Origin of the sequence: Streptomyces sp. NBC_01244 (genome assembly GCF_035987325.1) — a bacterium.
Lineage (GTDB): Bacteria > Actinomycetota > Actinomycetes > Streptomycetales > Streptomycetaceae > Streptomyces.
The window spans coordinates 6648768-6666478 of the sequence record NZ_CP108488.1 but is presented as its reverse complement, the minus strand read 5'-3'; the positions used below and the strand labels follow the sequence as shown (position 1 = coordinate 6666478).

The 17711-nt window shown below is 70.6% G+C and carries 18 protein-coding genes, 5 tRNA genes and 1 pseudogene; 5 read left to right on the top strand and 19 right to left on the bottom strand.

Annotation, left to right across the window (positions count from 1 at the left end):
- A complete protein-coding gene (locus OG247_RS30110) occupies positions 1-1644 on the bottom strand; it encodes a DAK2 domain-containing protein (protein ID WP_327255133.1) in 1644 nt (547 codons plus the stop codon).
- A gap of 243 nt (positions 1645-1887) precedes the next feature.
- Between OG247_RS30110 and rpmB the strand changes: the two genes are divergently transcribed.
- The gene (gene rpmB / locus OG247_RS30105) at positions 1888-2073 is read left to right on the top strand and encodes a 50S ribosomal protein L28 (protein ID WP_073911113.1); all 186 of its coding nucleotides are present in this window, start codon (positions 1888-1890) and stop codon (positions 2071-2073) included.
- A gap of 194 nt (positions 2074-2267) precedes the next feature.
- Here rpmB and thiD read toward each other — a convergent pair whose 3' ends face one another.
- Together thiD and OG247_RS30095 are read right to left on the bottom strand one after the other, a co-directional pair.
- Entirely contained in the window at positions 2268-3086 is an 819-nt protein-coding gene (gene thiD, locus OG247_RS30100) for a bifunctional hydroxymethylpyrimidine kinase/phosphomethylpyrimidine kinase (RefSeq protein WP_327255132.1), read from the bottom strand.
- The gene (locus tag OG247_RS30095; RefSeq protein ID WP_274549736.1) at positions 3083-4066 is read right to left on the bottom strand and encodes a thiamine-phosphate kinase; all 984 of its coding nucleotides are present in this window, start codon (positions 4064-4066) and stop codon (positions 3083-3085) included. The genes thiD and OG247_RS30095 overlap by 4 nt, the downstream gene beginning before the upstream one ends.
- A gap of 245 nt (positions 4067-4311) precedes the next feature.
- Here OG247_RS30095 and OG247_RS30090 point away from each other — a divergent pair, with 245 nt between their 5' ends.
- Positions 4312-4545 carry an Lrp/AsnC ligand binding domain-containing protein gene (locus tag OG247_RS30090; RefSeq protein ID WP_214947835.1) on the top strand — a complete coding sequence of 78 codons (234 nt, stop codon included), beginning with the start codon at positions 4312-4314 and terminating at the stop codon, positions 4543-4545.
- A gap of 23 nt (positions 4546-4568) precedes the next feature.
- Positions 4569-5066 (top strand): DUF3515 family protein, encoded by a 498-nt coding sequence (locus OG247_RS30085; protein ID WP_327257690.1) that lies wholly within the window; start codon positions 4569-4571, stop codon positions 5064-5066.
- 78 nt (positions 5067-5144) lie between these two features.
- On the opposite strand, the gene OG247_RS30080 is transcribed toward OG247_RS30085, so the two are convergent.
- The 3 genes from OG247_RS30080 to OG247_RS30070 are packed head-to-tail and all read right to left on the bottom strand — an operon-like array spanning position 5145 to position 8101.
- Positions 5145-6302, bottom strand: a complete 1158-nt coding sequence (locus tag OG247_RS30080; RefSeq protein ID WP_327255131.1) for a D-alanine--D-alanine ligase family protein — start codon at positions 6300-6302, stop codon at positions 5145-5147.
- 39 nt (positions 6303-6341) lie between these two features.
- Entirely contained in the window at positions 6342-7352 is a 1011-nt protein-coding gene (locus OG247_RS30075) for an NAD(P)H-dependent glycerol-3-phosphate dehydrogenase (RefSeq protein WP_327255130.1), read from the bottom strand.
- Complete coding sequence (locus OG247_RS30070) at positions 7349-8101, bottom strand: lysophospholipid acyltransferase family protein (RefSeq protein WP_327255129.1); 753 nt, start codon at positions 8099-8101, stop codon at positions 7349-7351. The genes OG247_RS30075 and OG247_RS30070 overlap by 4 nt, the downstream gene beginning before the upstream one ends.
- 239 nt (positions 8102-8340) lie before the next feature.
- On the opposite strand from OG247_RS30070, the pseudogene cofC reads away from it, so the two are divergent.
- Positions 8341-8946, top strand: a pseudogene (cofC, locus tag OG247_RS30065) (2-phospho-L-lactate guanylyltransferase); the annotation flags it as partial.
- A gap of 274 nt (positions 8947-9220) precedes the next feature.
- On the opposite strand, the gene OG247_RS30060 reads toward cofC, so the two are convergent.
- The 4 genes from OG247_RS30060 to leuC all read right to left on the bottom strand — a co-directional run bounded on the left by OG247_RS30060 (position 9221) and on the right by leuC (position 12444).
- On the bottom strand, positions 9221-9901 hold the full coding sequence (locus tag OG247_RS30060; RefSeq protein ID WP_266904112.1) for an HU family DNA-binding protein: 681 nt from the start codon (positions 9899-9901) through the stop codon (positions 9221-9223).
- Between the two features lie 145 nt (positions 9902-10046).
- On the bottom strand, positions 10047-10274 hold the full coding sequence (locus OG247_RS30055; RefSeq protein ID WP_243337737.1) for a hypothetical protein: 228 nt from the start codon (positions 10272-10274) through the stop codon (positions 10047-10049).
- 137 nt (positions 10275-10411) lie between these two features.
- The gene (gene leuD / locus OG247_RS30050; RefSeq protein WP_327255128.1) at positions 10412-11005 is read right to left on the bottom strand and encodes a 3-isopropylmalate dehydratase small subunit; all 594 of its coding nucleotides are present in this window, start codon (positions 11003-11005) and stop codon (positions 10412-10414) included.
- A gap of 5 nt (positions 11006-11010) precedes the next feature.
- Positions 11011-12444, bottom strand: coding sequence for a 3-isopropylmalate dehydratase large subunit (gene leuC, locus OG247_RS30045; RefSeq protein WP_327255127.1), 1434 nt, complete (start codon positions 12442-12444; stop codon positions 11011-11013).
- A gap of 184 nt (positions 12445-12628) precedes the next feature.
- Here leuC and ndgR point away from each other — a divergent pair, with 184 nt between their 5' ends.
- Positions 12629-13345, top strand: a complete 717-nt coding sequence (gene ndgR, locus OG247_RS30040; protein WP_112450208.1) for an IclR family transcriptional regulator NdgR — start codon at positions 12629-12631, stop codon at positions 13343-13345.
- 177 nt (positions 13346-13522) lie between these two features.
- Here ndgR and OG247_RS30035 read toward each other — a convergent pair.
- From OG247_RS30035 to OG247_RS29995, 9 genes are all read right to left on the bottom strand, one after another.
- Positions 13523-13595 (bottom strand) — tRNA-Glu (locus OG247_RS30035).
- Positions 13596-13617: 22 nt separating this feature from the next.
- Positions 13618-13689: transfer RNA gene (locus tag OG247_RS30030), tRNA-Gln, on the bottom strand.
- Between the two features lie 24 nt (positions 13690-13713).
- A tRNA-Glu gene (locus OG247_RS30025) sits at positions 13714-13786 on the bottom strand.
- 61 nt (positions 13787-13847) lie between these two features.
- Positions 13848-13920 (bottom strand) — tRNA-Glu (locus OG247_RS30020).
- A gap of 26 nt (positions 13921-13946) precedes the next feature.
- Positions 13947-14018 (bottom strand) — tRNA-Gln (locus tag OG247_RS30015).
- 86 nt (positions 14019-14104) lie between these two features.
- Complete coding sequence (locus OG247_RS30010) at positions 14105-14833, bottom strand: HAD family hydrolase (RefSeq protein ID WP_327255126.1); 729 nt, start codon at positions 14831-14833, stop codon at positions 14105-14107.
- 92 nt (positions 14834-14925) lie between these two features.
- A complete protein-coding gene (gltX, locus tag OG247_RS30005) occupies positions 14926-16404 on the bottom strand; it encodes a glutamate--tRNA ligase (RefSeq protein WP_327255125.1) in 1479 nt (492 codons plus the stop codon).
- Complete coding sequence (locus OG247_RS30000) at positions 16397-17203, bottom strand: fumarylacetoacetate hydrolase family protein (protein ID WP_327255124.1); 807 nt, start codon at positions 17201-17203, stop codon at positions 16397-16399. The genes gltX and OG247_RS30000 overlap by 8 nt, the downstream gene beginning before the upstream one ends.
- Positions 17204-17335: 132 nt before the next feature.
- The gene (locus OG247_RS29995) at positions 17336-17518 is read right to left on the bottom strand and encodes a hypothetical protein (RefSeq protein WP_327255123.1); all 183 of its coding nucleotides are present in this window, start codon (positions 17516-17518) and stop codon (positions 17336-17338) included.
- Positions 17519-17711 lie beyond the last annotated feature (193 nt).

Genomic DNA, 17711 nt, shown 5'->3' with positions numbered 1-17711 from the left:
CTATTCCACCCCGATGAGCAGCGGCGCGGACCAGCGGCCGCCCTGGTAGGTGACGGTGTCGACGGCGAGGTGGCCGTGCTGGACGTACGCCTCCAGCCGTCCGGCGAGTTCCTCGGGCGCGCCGGGGCCCAGGACCAGGGTGACGAGTTCGCCGCCGGATCCGAGCATGCGGGCCAGGACGGCCTCGGCGGTCTCGGCCAGGCCCGTGCCGATGACGGCCACGTCGCCGTCGATGAGCCCGAGCACGTCGCCGGCCTGGCAGATGCCGGCCGAGGTGAAGGACTGCCGTTCGGCGACGGCGAGTTCGCCGTAGCGGGTGGCTCCGGCGGCCGCCGTCATGGCGACCACGTCCTCGTCGAAGGTGCCGTCCGGGTCGTGCACGGCGAGCGCGGCCAGGCCCTGGACCTCGGAGCGGGTGGGGATCACGGCGACCCGTACGCCTTCGGCGCGCGCCTGCTGGGCGGCGGCTGCCGCGACCGCCCGCAGTTCGGCGCCGTTCGGGAGCAGGACGACCTCGCGGGCGTGCGCCTCGCGGATGGCGTCGGCCAGTTCGGCGGCGGCCGGCGGTTCTCCGGGCCGGGCGAGCACCGTGGTGGCGCCCGCCTCTCCGCACAGCCCGGCCAGCCCCTCGCCCTGGACCACGGCGACGACCGCGCGCTGGGAGCGTTCGCCGCGGGCGCGGCGGCGTTCGTCGCCGAAGTGCGTGATGCGGATCCGGTACGGCCGCCCGGCGACCACCGCGGCCTCCACGGCCGCGCCGGGGTCGTCGACGTGGACGTGGACGTTCCACAGCCCGTCTCCGCCGACCACCACGAGGGAGTCCCCGAGGCCGTCGAGCCGGGTGCGCAGCCGGTCGACCTCGGTCTCGGCGGCCTCCAGCAGGTAGATCACCTCGTAGGCGGGCCCGCCGTGTTCCTCGGCGCAGGGCTCCTGCGGCGTCGGTACGGGCACGGCCCGGCCGCGCACCGGTTCGGGGGCCGGCTCCCGCCCGGACAGCGCCTGCCACAGGGCCCCGAGTACGGCGACCAGTCCGCAGCCCCCGGCGTCGACCACCCCGGCCCGCCCGAGCACGGCCAGTTGCCCCGGGGTTTCGGCGAGGGCCGCGCGGGCTCCGTCGTAGGCGGCCTCTGCCACGTCGGCAGCGGTCTCGGCGGCCCGGGCGGCGGTCTCGGCGGCCCGGGCGGCGGCGGTGGCGACGGTGAGCATGGTGCCCTCCACCGGGTGCGCGACGGCCCGGTACGCCTCCTCGGCGGCCCGGGTCAGCGCCTGCGCGAGGAGCCGCGCGGGATCGCGTCCGGCGGGCTCGTCGCCGAGTACGTCGGCCACTCCGCGCAGCAGTTGCGCGAGGATCGTCCCGGAGTTGCCCCGGGCGCCTATCAGGGCGCCGTGCGCGAAGGCCCGTACGGCCTCGGGGAGGGAGGTCGCGGCTGTGCCGTCCGTCACTCCGGCGAGGAGGTCCCCGAGCTCGCGGTCGGCCGATTCGGCGGTCAGGTAGAGGTTGGTGCCGGTGTCCGCGTCGGCGACGGGATAGACGTTGATCGCGTCGATGTCCTCGCGGGCCCGGCCCAGTGCGGCCAGGGACAGCGAGCTCCAGGTGCGTACCGCTTCGGCGTTCAGGGGGTACGGCTGAGGCTGGTGCGCCACCGGGCGTTCCTCCTTGTGCGGGCCAGGGTTCACCGCAGGGTAACGAAGGACTGCCGGGCGGGCGGGACCCCGGGGCGGGGGCGGCCGTGGACATGGTAGTTTTCTTGGACCGAGGCAGTCGTTGTATGCTGCTCCGGTTGCCCGATGAGAGTCGGGCCATTCCCCCCGGCAAACCACTTCAGATCCCTGATACCGGTGCGCCGGGATTCACTGTAAGTGCATCTGAAGTCTTTGGAGTGACCTGTGGCTGCCAACTGCGACGTTTGCGCCAAGGGGCCGAGCTTCGGCAACAGCATTTCCCACTCGCACCGCCGCACCTCGCGTCGCTGGAACCCGAACATCCAGCGTGTCCGTGCCGTGGTCAATGGGACGCCGAAGCGCCTCAACGCCTGCACCTCGTGCATCAAGGCCGGCAAGGTCTCGCGCTGACGCCTTCCGTCGTAGCGCAGCCCTTTCCGGTTGCTGAGAAGGCCGGTCCACCTGGTGGACCGGCCTCTTGCTTTGCCTGATCGAACATGATCAAACCTGTAGGGCCTGCTCCGCTCCGTGAACCCACGGGGTGGAGCAGGCCCTACAGGCGTTTCGGCACGGCCGTTGCGGCAGAGCGTTCCGGCACGGGCGCTTCAGCGCCACCGCCACGCGTGGTCCACCGGTCCGATGCCCGCGCCCAGGGCGAACCCCGCGGCGATGGCGCCGGTGACGTACTCCTTGGCCTCGGTGACGGCCTCCGGGACGGTCCGGCCCTTGGCCAGGCCCGCCGCGATCGCGCTGGCGAGCGTGCAGCCGGTGCCGTGGGTGTGCCGGTTGTCGTGGCGGGGGGCCCGCAGCCAGCGTTCGTCGGAGCCGTCCGTCAGGAGGTCCACGGCCTCGTTCCCGTGGGCGGCGAGGTGGCCGCCCTTGATCAGCGCCCACGCGGGCCCGTACGCGAGGACCGCGTCGGCGGCACGGCGCATGTCGTCCTCGGTCTCCACGACGACCCCGGTGAGCTGGGTCACCTCGTCCAGGTTCGGCGTGGCCACGGTGGCCCGGGGAAGCAGTTCTCCCCGTACGGCGTCCAGCGCGGTGGCGGCGAGGAGCGCGTCCCCGTGCTTGGAGACGCCGACCGGGTCCACGACGGCCGGGGCGGCGGTGGCGGCGAGCAGCTCGGCCACGGTCTCCACGAGGGCGGCGGAGGACAGCATGCCGGTCTTCACGGCCTGGACGCCGATATCGTCCACCACGGCCCTGTACTGGCCCTTCACGGCCTCCGCGGGCAGCTCCCAGACGCCTTTGACGCCCAGCGAGTTCTGCGCGGTCACAGCGGTCACCACGCTCATGCCGTGGACCCCGAGCGCCAGCATCGTCTTGAGGTCGGCCTGGATGCCCGCGCCGCCGCCGGAGTCGGATCCGGCGACGGTCAGGCACAGCGGCGGATGCCGGCGGGACGGTCGGGTCCCGCTCATCGCGGGGTGTCCTCCGCGGCCGTGTCCCCGCCGAAGTGGTCCCAGCCGCCGGTGGAGGCCCAGGGGGCTCCGTCGACGGTCACCTGGGGCAGCGCGGAGCGGTTCTGGACCTCGCCGATGACCTTCCAGCGGGCCGGGAGCTTCACGTCCGGCGGGAAGGTGGCGACGATCGCGTGGTCCTCTCCCCCGGTGAGGACCCACTGGAGGGGGTCCACGCCGACGGCCTGCCCGATGTCGTGCATCTGCGTCGGGATGTCGACGGCCGCCGAGCGCAGGTCGATCCGTACCTTGCTGGCCTCGGCGATGTGCCCGAGGTCCGCGATCAGTCCGTCGCTGACGTCGGTCATGGCGGTGGCGCCGAGTCCGGCGGCCGCGGGGCCCGCGTGGTACGGCGGCTCGGGGCGCCGGTGGGCCTCGACGAAGGCGCGCGGCGAGCGGAAGCCGCGGGAGAGCACCGCGAAGCCGGCCGCGGACCAGCCGAGCCAGCCGGTCACGGCCACGACGTCGCCGGGCTGGGCGCCGGAGCGCAGCACGGGTTCGTGGTTGCGCAGGTCGCCCAGTGCGGTGATGGCCACGGTGATGATGTCGCCGCGCACCACGTCGCCGCCGACCACGGCCGCGCCGGCGACCTGGCATTCGTCGCGGATGCCGTCCATCAGCTCGGTGGGCCAGGTGGCCGGCAGCTCGGCCGGGACGACGAGGCCGAGGAGCAGTGCCGTCGGCACCGCGCCCATGGCGGCGATGTCGGCGAGGTTCTGCGCGGCGGCCTTGCGGCCGACGTCGTAGGCCGTGGACCAGTCGCGCCGGAAGTGCCTGCCCTCCAGCAGGATGTCCGTGCTCGCCACGACCCGCCGGTCGGGGGCCGACACCACCGCGGCGTCGTCGCCCGGGCCGACCCGGACCGCCGGGGTGGTGGTGAGCCGTGAGGTGAGCTCCCGAATGAGCCCGAACTCCCCCAGCTCGCCCACAGTGCCCTTCATCGCTGTGCCCCTTCTTGCCCAGTCCGCTTGCGGTCGCGAGCCGTCACAGCTCTGGGTACCGTCAACAGATACGTCAACTTCTGCTCTCCGTACGCCCCGCTCCGCACGCCGCCGGACCCGCGGGTCTCCCCGCGGCGCTCGGCGACGCGGTACCGTGGCGTCCCTTCTTCCCCGGGCCCACCCGTCATCCCCGGGCCCACCCGAAGGGTAGGGGAAATGATCCTCGTGGCCGCCCTGGAGGTTCCGTGGTACAGGCGTACATCCTCATCCAGACCGAGGTGGGCAAGGCGTCGTTCGTCGCCGAGTCCATCGCGCAGATCGCGGGGGTGATCCAGGCCGAGGACGTGACGGGCCCGTACGACGTGATCGTGCGCGCCCAGGCCGACACCGTGGACGAGCTCGGCCGCATGGTCGTGGCCAAGGTCCAGCAGGTGGAGGGGATCACCCGCACCTTGACCTGCCCGGTCGTCCATCTGTAGCCCCCGTCTACTCTTGGCCGGTGATGTCACGACACCGCCGGCCCTTCTCTCTGCTCGCCGCACTGACCGCGTGGGCCGCCGCCTCGGCGGCCCTCGCGGGCTGTTCCCCGGGTGACGCGGAGGCCCGGGTGGATCCGCCGCCCGCACCGCCCGCCGATGTCGCGGGCTACTGTGCGGCGCTCCACGAGGAACTCCCCGACACGGTGGCCGGTCTGGCCGCGAATCCGGCGCTGCCCGCTTCCGACCTGACCGCCGCGTGGGGCGGTTCGGCGATCGTACTGCGGTGCGGTATCGCCAAACCCCCGAAGATGGCGGATCCGGAGCAGGACGGCGTCTGGGTCTACGACGTCCCCTGGCTCCTGGAGAAGCTGGACGACGGCGGTTTCCGGTTCACCACCGGGCTGCGGCTGGCGTACACGGAGGTCCTGGTCGACAAGGAGCATGCCACGGATGCGGGGATGCTGGTGGGTCTGTCCGCGGCGATCGCGAAGACGGTCCCCAAGGGCATCTCCTCGTACTGAGCCCCACGGCAAAAGGTCCGCCCGCCGACAGTGCGGCGGGCGGTCCTCGCGAAGGTGCGCCGGCTGGCGGCCCGGGGGCTAGCGCAGTCCGGTGGAGCGGCGCAGGGCGGCCTGGATCAGGCGGTCCACCAGCTCCGGGTACTCGATGCCCGACTCCTGCCACATGCGCGGGTACATGGAGATCGGCGTGAAGCCCGGCATGGTGTTGATCTCGTTGATGACGAAGGTGCCGTCCTCGGTGAGGAAGAAGTCGGCGCGCACCAGGCCCTCGCAGGAGGCGGCGTCGAAGGCCTCGATCGCGAGCTTCTGGACTTCGGCGGTCTGCTCCGGGGTGAGCGGGGCGGGTACGAGTCCGGAGGCGGAGTCGATGTACTTGGCCTCGAAGTCGTAGAAGTCGTGGCTGGAGACCGGCGGGATCTCGGCGGGCACGCTCGCGCGCGGACCGTCCTCGAACTCCAGGACCCCGCACTCGATCTCGCGGCCGCGCAGCAGCGCCTCCACGATGATCTTCGGGTCGTGACGGCGGGCCTCGCGGATCGCGGCGTCCAGCCCGGAGGGCTCGTCGACCTTGGTGATGCCGATCGAGGACCCGGCGCGGGCGGGCTTGATGAACAGCGGCCAGCCGTGCTCGCCGGCGAAGTCCGCGATGCGGGCGAGGGCGCCCTCGCGGTCGTTCTCCCACTCGCGGGGGCGGATGGTCACGTACGGGCCGACGCGCAGCCCGAAGGACGTGAAGACCCGCTTCATGTAGTCCTTGTCCTGGCCGACGGCCGAGGCGAGGACGCCCGAGCCGACGTACGGGATGCCGGAGAGCTCCAGGAGGCCCTGGAGGGTGCCGTCCTCGCCGTACGGGCCGTGCAGGACGGGGAAGACCACGTCGACCTCGCCCAGCGCCTTGGGGACGGCGCCCGGCTCGGTGTAGACGACCTCGCGGCTGGCCGGGTCCACGGAGAGCACGACGGCGCCGTCCTCGGATTCGGCGAGCTGCCCCACGTTGGGGAGCTCGCCGCCGGAGATGGCCATCCGGGCGGGCTCGTCGGCGGTCAGCGCCCACCGACCGTCCGTGGTGATGCCGATGGGCAGCACCTCGTACTTGGAGCGGTCGATGGAGCGCAGGACGGCGCCCGCGGTGACGACCGAGATGGCGTGTTCCGAGCTGCGGCCGCCGAACACGACGGCCACGCGGGGCTTGCGGCCCTGCTGCTCAGGGGTCTGGGGGAGGTTCTCGCTGCTCATATCGCCACGAGGGTACCCGCTCATGCGTCCGGAAAGCAGTCAGCGCCGTTCCGGTTTGGCGCTGCGCCCCATGAGTTCCTTGAGTGCGACCAGGGTGGGCTTGCCGTGGTGGACGATGTCGACGACCGTGTCGGTGATCGGCATGTCCACTCCGTGGCGGCGCGCCAGATCGGCCACGGACTGGCAGGACTTGACGCCCTCGGCGGTCTGCTTGGTGACCGCGATGGTCTCCTCGAGGGTCATCCCGCGGCCGAGGTTGGTGCCGAAGGTGTGGTTCCGGGAGAGCGGCGAGGAGCAGGTGGCGACGAGGTCGCCGAGGCCCGCGAGGCCGGAGAAGGTGAGCGGGTCGGCGCCCATCGCCAGGCCCAGACGGGTGGCTTCGGCGAGGCCGCGGGTGATGAGCGAGCCCTTGGTGTTGTCGCCGAGGCCCATGCCGTCCGCGATGCCCACGGCGAGGCCGATGACGTTCTTGACGGCGCCGCCGAGCTCGCAGCCGATGACGTCGGTGCTCGTGTACGGGCGGAAGTACGGGGTGTGGCAGGCGGCCTGGAGGCGCTGGGCGACGGCTTCGTCGACGCAGGCGACCACGGAGGCGGCGGGCTGCCGGGCGGCGATCTCACGGGCCAGGTTGGGGCCGGTGACGACGGCGACGCGGTGGGCGGGGACCTTGGCCACCTCTTCGATGACCTCGCTCATCCGCTTGGCGGTGCCGAGTTCGACGCCCTTCATCAGGGAGACGAGCACGGTCTCGGGGGCCAGCAGCGGGGCCCAGGAGGCGAGGTTGCCGCGCAGGGTCTGCGAGGGGACCGCGAGGACCGTGAAGTCGGCGCCGGCCGCGGCCTCGGCCGGGTCGTCGGTGGCGCGGATGTTCGCGGGGAGCTCGATGTCGGGGAAATAGTCCGGGTTGGTCCGGCCGCTGTTGATGGCGTCGACGAGCTCGCGCCGGCGGCCCCACAGGACCACCTCGCAGCCGGCGTCGGCGAGGACCATGGCGAAGGCCGTGCCCCAGGAGCCGGTTCCGAATACGGCTGCCTTCACGGGACGTGTCACTTGTTGCCCTCCCCTGCGGCCTTGCGCCGCTGCTGAGCCCTGGCGTTGCGATGGTCGTACGGCTTCGGGGGCGCGCTCTCGCCCCGCAGTTCCTCCAGCAGCCCGGTGATGGCCGCCATGATGACCTCGGTGACCTCCCTGAGCACGTCCGGGGTGGGTTCCCGGTCGTAGTACGCGGAGAGGTCCACGGGGGGCCCGGCGAGGACCTGGAGGGTTTTGCGCGGGAACAAGCTGACCTTGTTCTCCTTGGCGTAGGGCGGCATCGCGAGGTTCGCGCCCCACTGGGCCACCGGAATGACGGGGGCCCTGGTCATCAGCGCCACGCGGGCGGCGCCGGTCTTGCCGGCCATCGGCCACACGTCCGGGTCCCGGGTGAGGGTGCCCTCCGGGTAAAAGGCCACGCATTCGCCGCGCTCGATCGCGTCCACGGCGGCCCGGAATGCGTCCAGGGCGTTGGTGGACTCCCGGTAGACGGGGATCTGGCCGGAGCCGCGCAGGATCGCTCCGACAATCGGGACCTCGAAGAGGGCCGCCTTGCCGAGCAATCGGGGCACCCGGCCGGTGTTGTACTGGAAGTGCGCGTAGGACAGCGGGTCCAGATACGAGTTGTGATTGACGGCGGTGATAAATCCGCCCTCGGTCGGAATGTTGTCCATTCCCCGCCAGTCCCGCTTGAAGAGCACTACCAGCGGCGGTTTCGCGATGGCCGCCGCAAGGCGGTACCAGAAGCCGATTCTGCGGCGGGACACTCGGACACCTTCCTCTAGGACCGGTGCGCGGCTTGGGCACCCCGGGGACGGACAAGTGTGGCCCCGGGTCCGGTCTCTGTCGAGAACACCGTACGCCCCGGACACCCGGACCAGACCCCGGGTCGCCCGGCATGAGGTGACAATGGGGCTCCGCATGACCCGGCCATGACCCGCACATGGTCTGAGCGGCGCGCGAGCGTGCCGGAGGGAAGGGGTCCGTCACGAACGCCGTCTGGAGTCTGGTGGTCCCGCTGAAGCCGCTGGCGGTGGCCAAGAGCCGCCTCGCGGCGGCCGTGGGAGCGTCCCGGCCGGGGCTCGCCCTGGCGTTCGCGCTGGACACCGTCGCGGGGGCGCTGGACTGCTCGGCGGTCGCGGATGTGGTGGTCGTCACGGACGATCCGGCGGCCGGGGCGGAACTGGCGCGGCTGGGGGCCCGGATCGTGCCGGACTCCCCGGCGGCCGGTCTCAACGCGGCACTGGCCCACGGGGCGCGGGAGATAAGGGCGGGCAGACCGGGGGCGGCGGTGGCCGCCATGAACGCGGATCTGCCGGCGCTGCGGCCACCCGAATTGCTACGCGTGCTCGAAACCGCTTCGGCATTTCCCCGGGCATTTCTGGCGGATGCGGCGGGAATCGGGACGACCCTGCTTTCCGCTGCTCCGGACGTGGAATTGGCACCCTCGTTCGGCGGCCCCTCACGGGCCCGGCATTCGGCCTCGGGAGCGGTGGAAATGGCCCTCTCCGGCGTCGAGAGCATCCGCCGAGACGTGGACACGGGGGCGGATCTGCGCAGGGCCCTGACCCTCGGTGTGGGGCGCCATACGGCCCGATACAGTGCCCGTATGCAGGCGACCGCGTACACGTACGACTCCCAGACCCGCAGCGGCAGTGTGCTGCTGGACGACGGCACCCCGGTGCCCTTCGAGGCCCCCGCGTTCGACGCGGGCGGCCTGCGGCTGCTGCGTCCCGGACAGCGGGTCCGGATCGAGACGGACGGCGAGGGCACGGGCCTGCGGATCACCCTGGTCACCTTGCAGACCTTCTGACGCACCGCCCGACGCACCGCGGGCCGGCTTCCCCGCCGTGGGGAAACCGGCCCGGCGTGTGTGACTCGTTGCCCTACTTGGTCTTGCGGGCGGTGGTCTTCTTCGCGGTGGCCTTGCGCGTCGCCGTCTTCTTGGCGGGCGCCTTCGTCGCAGCGGTGGCCTTCTTGGCCGCCGGGGCGGTCTTCTTCGCGGTGGCGGTGGTCTTCTTCGCCGTCGCCGCGGCCTTCTTGACCGTGGCCTTCTTGGCCGCGGGGGCGGCCTTCTTCGCCACGGCGGTCTTGGCGACCGTCTTCTTGGCGGTGGCGGTGACCTTCTTGGCCGTGGCCTTCTTCGCGACCGTGGTCTTGGCTGCGGCAGCGGCCTTCTTGGCGGGTGCGGCCTTCTTCGCGGCGGCCTTCTTGACCGTCGCCGAAGCGCCACCGGTGAGGCTGCCCTTGGGCGCCTTCTTCACCGATACCTCGCCGCCCTTGGGCAGCTTCTTGGTGCCGCTGACCAGGTCCTTGAAGCCCTGGCCCGCACGGAAGCGGGGAACAGAGGTCTTCTTGACCCGGACGCGCTCACCCGTCTGGGGGTTGCGGGCGTAACGGGCCGGGCGGTCGACCTTCTCGAACGAGCCGAAGCCCGTGACCGAGACCCGGTCGCCCGCGACGGTCGCGCGGACGATGGCGTCCAGTACCGCGTCGACGGCGTCCGCGGCCTGCTGACGGCCGCCCAGCTTGTCGGCAATCGCTTCTACGAGCTGCGCCTTGTTCAACGTCTTCCCCTTCGGAGACTTCGCCAGAACGAATGTGTTCAAGCTTATTTCGCACGTTAGGCGGATATATACCGCAAATCAAACACGAAACGGGCTTATCACCCTAGTGCCGCAACGTTGTAGGCCGTTACGGAGTTCCTTCGCATCAGTCGCCTTCAGGGAATCGACCCTCGTCGAGGTCCTTCATCAACCTGTCCAGGCGCCTTGCCGCGTCGGCGAGATCATGCTTCGCCACGGCGGTGACGACCAACAGCTTCCGGGACAGCGCCATCCTTACGCCCTCCGGGACTTGCAGTGTGCGCACCCTTGTGTGTGCTTCTTTCAATCGGTCGGCGACAAGTCCGTAGAGCTCAAGTTGACTGTCGCGTTCCATGCACAGATTGTGCCATCTGGGGCGAGTTGTCGCCTCACGGGGCCTCAACACACGACTGTGCCCCCTGCCGGATGGCAGGGGGCACAGTGTTGCCTATGTGATCACCCTAAGGCGAATAAGCGCTGATCAGGCTGGAATCACGCCTGAATCGTGCGGGGCTTGAAGCTCGGCCGAACGCTTTCGTAGGTGGCGATGTCCGCTTCGTTCTGAAGGGTGAGCGAGATGTCGTCCAGCCCCTCCAGGAGCCGCCAGCGAGCGTTGTCGTCGAGTTCGAACTCCGCGACGACGCCCTCGGCTCGGACCTGGCGGTCGACCAGGTCGACCGTGATCTCGGCGGTGGGGTCGGCCTCGGTCAGCTTCCACAGCCGCTCGACGGTCTCCTGCGGCAGGACCACGGTCAGCAGACCGTTCTTCAGCGAGTTGCCGCGGAAGATGTCGGCGAAGCGGGAGGAGATGACCGTCTTGAAGCCGAAGTTCTGCAGGGCCCAGACGGCGTGCTCGCGCGAGGAACCGGTGCCGAAGTCGGGACCGGCGACCAGGACGGTCGCACCGGCGCGCTCGGGGCGGTTGGTGATGAACTCCGGGTCCTTGCGCCAGGCCTCGAAGAGCCCGTCCTCGAAACCGTCGCGGGTGATCTTCTTCAGCCAGTGGGCCGGGATGATCTGGTCGGTGTCGACGTTGCTGCGGCGCAGCGGGACGGCCCGGCCGGTGTGGGTGGTGAAGGCTTCCATCGTTCTCAGACTCCTGCGGGCGCGGTAGCGGCGGACGACCCGGCCAGGTCGGCGGGCGAGGCCAAGTGGCCCAGTACCGCGGTGGCGGCGGCCACCTGCGGGGACACCAGGTGGGTGCGCCCGCCCTTGCCCTGACGGCCCTCGAAGTTGCGGTTGGAGGTGGACGCGGAGCGCTCACCGGGGGCCAGTTGGTCGGGGTTCATGCCCAGACACATCGAGCAGCCCGCGTGCCGCCATTCGGCGCCGGCCTCCTTGAAGACCTTGTCCAGGCCCTCCGACACTGCCTGCAGGGCGACGCGGACCGAGCCCGGGACGACCAGCATCCGTACGCCCTCGGCGACTTTGCGGCCCTCGATGATCCCGGCGACGGCACGCAGGTCCTCGATGCGGCCGTTGGTGCAGGAACCTACGAAGACGGTGTCGACCTTGATGTCGCGCAGCGCCTGTCCGGCGGTCAACCCCATGTACTCCAGGGCCTTTTCGGCGGCGTTGCGCTCCGAAGCGTCCTCGTACGAAGCAGGGTCGGGGACGTTGGCCGACAGGGGTGCGCCCTGGCCGGGGTTGGTGCCCCAGGTGACGAACGGCGACAGCGTGGTGCCGTCGATGACGACCTCGGCGTCGAAGACGGCGTCGTCGTCGGTGCGCAGGGTCTTCCAGTACGCGACCGCCGCGTCCCAGTCCTCGCCCGCGGGGGCGTGGTCGCGGCCCTGGAGGTAGTCGAAGGTGGTCTGGTCGGGGGCGATCATGCCCGCGCGGGCGCCGGCCTCGATCGACATGTTGCAGATGGTCATGCGGGCTTCCATCGACAGGTTCTCGACGGCCTCGCCGCGGTACTCCAGGATGTAGCCCTGGCCGCCGCCGGTGCCGATCTTGGCGATGATCGCCAGGATCAGGTCCTTGGCGGTGACGCCCTCGGCCAGCGCGCCGGTGACGGTGATCGCCATCGTCTTGGGGCGGGCCAGCGGCAGCGTCTGGGTCGCCAGCACGTGCTCGACCTGGCTGGTGCCGATGCCGAACGCCAGCGCGCCGAAGGCGCCGTGCGTGGAGGTGTGCGAGTCACCACAGACCACGGTGGTGCCCGGCTGGGTCAGACCCAGCTGCGGTCCCACGACGTGGACGACACCCTGCTCGACGTCGCCCAGCGAGTGCAGGCGCACGCCGAACTCGGCGCAGTTCGACCGCAGCGTCTCGAGCTGGGCCCGGGAGACCGGGTCCGCGATCGGCTTGTCGATGTCGATGGTGGGGGTGTTGTGGTCCTCGGTCGCGATGGTGAGGTCCAGGCGCCGGACCTTGCGGCCGGCCTGCCGCAGACCCTCGAAGGCCTGGGGGCTGGTCACCTCGTGCAGCAGGTGCAGATCGATGAAGAGGAGATCGGGCTCGCCCTCGGCGCGCCGGACGACATGGTCGTCCCAGACCTTCTCCGCGAGTGTCCTACCCATCGCTTTCCCTCCGGCCGGCCGGTTGTGCCGGCGCTTGATAGAGATCTCGTGCGCCTGATCGTCCGTACCCCACGTCCCGGACGACGGCTCGGACCCAGTGGTTCGTGGACCCGCACATACAGACTCGCTGGTTCTTGGAAAAATTGAACTTGCGTTTCACAGTGTGAGACGCGAATATCGTTTCATGGACAACTCTAGCGGCGTCGGCGTTCTCGACAAGGCAGCTCTGGTATTGAGCGCACTGGAGTCCGGTCCGGCCACCCTCGCCGGGCTGGTCGCGGCGACAGGGCTCGCACGACCCACGGCACATCGCCTTGCCGTGGCTTTGGAACACCACCGGATGGTGGCGAGGGACATGCAGGGCCGGTTCATCCTCGGACCGCGGCTGGCGGAGCTCGCCGCCGCGGCCGGCGAGGACCGCCTGCTGGCCACGGCCGGACCGGTGCTCACCCACCTCCGGGACGTTACGGGCGAGAGCGCGCAGCTCTACCGGCGTCAGGGCGACATGCGCATCTGCGTGGCGGCCGCCGAGCGGCTGTCGGGCCTGCGGGACACCGTCCCGGTGGGCTCCACGCTCCCGATGAAGGCCGGCTCGGCCGCGCAGATCCTGATGGCCTGGGAGGAGCCCGAGCGGCTCCACCGCGGCCTGCAGGGCGCGCGCTTCACGGCGACGGCGCTCTCGGGCGTACGGCGTCGCGGCTGGGCGCAGTCGATCGGCGAGCGGGAGCCCGGCGTGGCCTCCGTCTCGGCGCCGGTGCGCGGCCCCTCGAACCGCGTGGTGGCCTCCGTATCGGTCTCCGGGCCTATCGAGCGCCTGACCCGCCACCCGGGGCGCATGCACGCCCAGGCCGTCATCGACGCGGCCGCCCGGCTGACCGAGGCCCTGCGCCGCTCCAGCTGAGCACCAGCACCTCCCGCTCGCAGACCTCCACCACCAACCACCCCCGGGCCCGGGGGCGCGTGAGACGCCGCACACGTCCACACACGCGCCGCCGGGCCCGTACTTCTTCCTTCTCGACCCTGCCCGGAAACGACGAAGAGGCCCTCCGCGATGAACGCGGAGGGCCTCTTCTGTGCGTACCCCCGACCGGATTCGAACCGGCGCTACCGCCTTGAGAGGGCGGCGTGCTAGGCCGCTACACAACGGGGGCTAGCTGTTACTGCTGTACTGCGCTGGGCTACCAGGACTCGAACCTAGAATAAGAGAACCAGAAACTCTCGTGTTGCCAATTACACTATAGCCCACAGGTCTAGACCAGCTAGACACCGTACCCCCGACCGGATTCGAACCGGCGCTACCGCCTTGAGAGGGCGGCGTGCTAGGCCGCTACACAACGGGGGCCCTAGCGATCCTGCATCAAAAAATCCGGGTGCGACCCTGGAAATCTCACGGGAAGGATCTGTACCCCCGACCGGATTCGAACCGGCGCTACCGCCTTGAGAGGGCGGCGTGCTAGGCCGCTACACAACGGGGGCAAGCACTGCGTTACTACTGAACTGCGCTGGGCTACCAGGACTCGAACCTAGAATAAGAGAACCAGAAACTCTCGTGTTGCCAATTACACTATAGCCCACCAAAACGCAAGACCCTGAGGGACTTTCGTTCGGTTAGCGTCTCCGGCCCGGCCTTTCGGCCCGAGCGGGCGGCGCAGAAAGAACATTACCGGATGGCTGACCGTGCTCCAAAACGGGTATCCCCGGCCAGCACCTGCGGGAGCCGGTCGAGTCCGGCGATCCGGTGCACACCCTCGGGCCCGGGGCCCCGCGATCCGTCGCGGTCGAGCCACACGGCGGTCAGCCCGGCGTCACGGGCGCCGCGCGCGTCGATCTCCGGCTGGTCCCCCACGTAGACCACTTCCCCCGGCTCCAGCCCCATCTCGGCGCACGCGGCGAGGAAGGCGCCGGCCTCGGGCTTGCTGACGCCGAGCTCCACGGCGCACACCAGGACCTCGAAACGGTCGCGCAGGCCGAGGTGGCGCAGCTTGGGGTCCTGGTTGACCACGGAGGAGTTGGAGAGCACCCCGTGCCGGTAGCCGCCGGCCAGGACGTCCAGTACGGGCACCACGTCGGGGAAGAGCTCCCAGGCGGCCGTGTAGTGCGCCACGTACCGCCCGAACCAGTCGTCGGCCTGCGCGTCGCTCATCGCGGGCTCCCCGAGGAACTCCCGCACCCGGTCACGGCGCTGGCCCTGGAAGGTGCCCTCCCCCGCCGCGAACCGCTCCCAGTGCCGGTCGGTGATCCGCCGCCACAGCGCGAGCGCCTCGCGCGGAGCCCCGTACCGCTCCGCGAGCCCCTCGGCGACCAGGTGCGCCGCGAGCCCGGCCCGGTCGGCCCCGGTGTAGTCGAAAAGGGTGTCGTCGATGTCCCACAGCACCGCACGGATCGCCATACGGCCGACCCTACGCGGAACGCCTCAGGGGCGGCAGCCGTTCGCTGATGTAGCGGTCGGCCGCCGCCCCTGAGGGAGGTGCGGGGTGGTGCTTACGCGGCGTTGAGCTTCGCCAGGGTCGCGTCGATGCGGGACAGGGAGCGGTCCTTGCCCAGGATCTCCAGGGACTCGAAGAGCGGGAGACCGATCGTGCGGCCGGTGACGGCGACGCGGACCGGGGCCTGGGCCTTGCCGAGCTTGAGGCCGTGGGCCTCGCCGGCGGTGAGGACCGCCTGCTTGAGCGACTCGGGGTCCGACCAGTCGGCGGCTGCGAGGTTCTCGCGGGCCGTGGTGAGCAGGGCCGCCGGGTCGCCCTTCATGGCCTTGTCCCACGAGGCCTGGTCCTCTACCGGCTCCTTGAGGAACAGGAAGTCGACGTTGGCCGTGATGTCGGACAGGACCGTGACGCGCGTCTGGGCGTGGGGCGCGATGCGCTCCCAGGCGGCGGCGTCGAAGTCCTCGGGCGCCCAGTTGGCGTGCGGGGCCTGCAGCCACGGGGCGCAGGCGTCCGCGAAGGCCTTCGGGTCCAGCAGGCGGATGTGGTCCGCGTTGATGGACTCGGCCTTCTTGAGGTCGAAGCGCGCCGGGTTGGCGTTGACGTCCGGGATGTCGAACTTCTCCACCATCTCCTCGATCGAGAAGATGTCCTGGTCCTTGGAGAAGGACCAGCCGAGCAGCGAGAGGTAGTTCAGCAGGCCCTCGGGGAGGAAGCCGCGCTCGCGGTACAGGTTGAGCGAGGCCTCGGGGTCCCGCTTGGAGAGCTTCTTGTTGCCCTCGCCCATCACGTACGGCAGGTGGCCGAAGGCCGGGACGGCCTTGGCGATGCCGAGCTCGATCAGGGCCCCGTAGAGCGCGATCTGGCGCGGGGTGGAGGACAGCAGGTCCTCGCCGCGCAGGACGTGGGTGATCTCCATCAGCGCGTCGTCGACCGGGTTGACGAGCGTGTAGAGGGGGGCGCCGTTGGCCCGGACGATGCCGAAGTCCGGCACGTTGTCGGGGGTGAAGGTCAGCTCGCCGCGGACCAGGTCCGTGAAGGTGATCGGCCCGTCGGGCATCCGGAAGCGGACGATCGAGGTGCGGCCCTCGGCCTCGTACGCGGCCTTCCGCTCCGCGGAGAGGTCGCGGCACTGACCGTCGTAGCCGGAGGGCTTGCCGGCGGCGCGGGCCGCGTCGCGGCGGGCGTCCAGCTCCTCGGTGGTGCAGTAGCAGTGGTAGGCGTAGCCGCCGTCCTGGAGCTTCTGCGCGACGTCCTTGTAGATGTCCATGCGCTCGGACTGGCGGTACGGGGCGTGCGGGCCGCCGACCTCGGGGCCCTCGTCCCAGGTGAAGCCGAGCCAGCGCAGCGAGTCGAGCAGCTGGCCGTAGGACTCCTCGGAGTCGCGGGCCGCGTCGGTGTCCTCGATGCGGAAGACGAACGTACCGCCGTGGTGGCGGGCGAACGCCCAGTTGAAGAGGGCCGTGCGGACCAGACCCACGTGGGGGTTGCCGGTCGGGGACGGACAGAAACGTACGCGGGGGGTCGCGTTAGCCACGCTTGATCACCTTGTTGGTGAGAGTGCCGATGCCTTCGATGGTGACGGCGACCTCGTCGCCGACGTTCAGGGGGCCGACTCCGGCCGGGGTCCCCGTGAGGATGACGTCGCCCGGGAGCAGCGTCATGGCCTCGGTGATGTGCACGATCAGGTCCTCGATGGAGCGGACCATCTGGCTGGTGCGGCCGAGCTGGCGCTGTTCGCCGTTGACGGTGCACTGGATGGTCAGGTCGCTCGGGTCCAGATCGGTCTCGATCCACGGGCCGAGGGGGCAGGAGCTGTCGAAGCCCTTGGCGCGGGCCCACTGCTTCTCGCGCTGCTGGACGTCGCGCGCGGTGACGTCGTTGGCGCAGGTGTAGCCGAGGATGACGTCCTTGACGCGCTCGCGCGGGACCTCGCGGCACATGCGGCCGATGACCACGGCGAGCTCCGCCTCGTGGTGGAGGTCCTGGGAGAAGGACGGGTACGCGATCGGGTCGCCCGGGCCGACCACCGAGGTGGAGGGCTTGAAGAAGGTGATGGGGGCTTCCGGACGGCCTTCGCTGTCAAAGATGGCATTGCCCAGCTCCGCCGCGTGCTCCGCGTAGTTGCGGCCGATGGCCACGACCTTGTTCGGGAGCACGGGCGGCAGCAGCCGGACCTTGCTCAGCGGGACCTTCGTGCCCGAGAGCTCGAAGTCCGCGAACGGGATGCCCTTGATGATGTCGAGGACGAGCTCACCTTCGGCGCCGGGGGCAGTGCTGCCCTCGACCGCGCCGAACGCGACATTGCCGTCGATCGAGAACCTGGCGATGCGCACGTGTTGCGTCTGCCCCTCTGTATTTCCGCTGGCTGGAGTCTGCGGACTCCAGGCTAACGCGGTGGGGGCCGACGCTTCGCGCGGCTTTCTGCCGGGGCGGGGCTGATCCGGCCCTGACCCGCCGGGCACCCCTTACTGCGCGGCGGCGACCGGCGCTTCCATGAGGATGGTGCGGCGCGGGTTCGCGGTCTGGCCCGGCAGCTCGACGGTGTGCTCCGGGACCGGCACGGCCTGCAGCTCCTCGGCGTCCTTGAGGTGCGCGAGGGTGGTGCGGCGCGGGTTGGCTATGTTGCGGAACATCATCGTCGTCTTCATCGGAGTGCGAAGCCCTCGGCTCACTAGGTCGGATGGTGGCGGCAGGTGCCGCCGGGATGCCTTCGGAGTGCCACTTGTCGCTCGCGGCAGCCCTGTAAAGCTCAAGGCTAAACATCTGAATCCCCCGTCGAACCGGGAAGTAATGGCCACGGCTATGTGAGTTTGCTCACCAGCGGCCAGGCATTACGGTCAT

Excerpts from the sequence above, each read along its gene's own strand:
- thiD (WP_327255132.1), bottom strand. The coding sequence starts at position 3,086 with ATGAGCGGGACCCGACCGTCCCGCCGGCATCCGCCGCTGTGCCTGACC.
- OG247_RS30095 (WP_274549736.1), bottom strand. The coding sequence starts at position 4,066 with ATGAAGGGCACTGTGGGCGAGCTGGGGGAGTTCGGGCTCATTCGGGAG.
- OG247_RS30085 (WP_327257690.1), top strand. The coding sequence starts at position 4,569 with ATGTCACGACACCGCCGGCCCTTCTCTCTGCTCGCCGCACTGACCGCG.
- OG247_RS30080 (WP_327255131.1), bottom strand. The coding sequence starts at position 6,302 with ATGAGCAGCGAGAACCTCCCCCAGACCCCTGAGCAGCAGGGCCGCAAG.
- OG247_RS30055 (WP_243337737.1), bottom strand. The coding sequence starts at position 10,274 with ATGGAACGCGACAGTCAACTTGAGCTCTACGGACTTGTCGCCGACCGA.
- leuD (WP_327255128.1), bottom strand. The coding sequence starts at position 11,005 with ATGGAAGCCTTCACCACCCACACCGGCCGGGCCGTCCCGCTGCGCCGC.
- leuC (WP_327255127.1), bottom strand. The coding sequence starts at position 12,444 with ATGGGTAGGACACTCGCGGAGAAGGTCTGGGACGACCATGTCGTCCGG.
- ndgR (WP_112450208.1), top strand. The coding sequence starts at position 12,629 with ATGGACAACTCTAGCGGCGTCGGCGTTCTCGACAAGGCAGCTCTGGTA.
- OG247_RS30010 (WP_327255126.1), bottom strand. The coding sequence starts at position 14,833 with ATGGCGATCCGTGCGGTGCTGTGGGACATCGACGACACCCTTTTCGAC.
- OG247_RS29995 (WP_327255123.1), bottom strand. The coding sequence starts at position 17,518 with ATGAAGACGACGATGATGTTCCGCAACATAGCCAACCCGCGCCGCACC.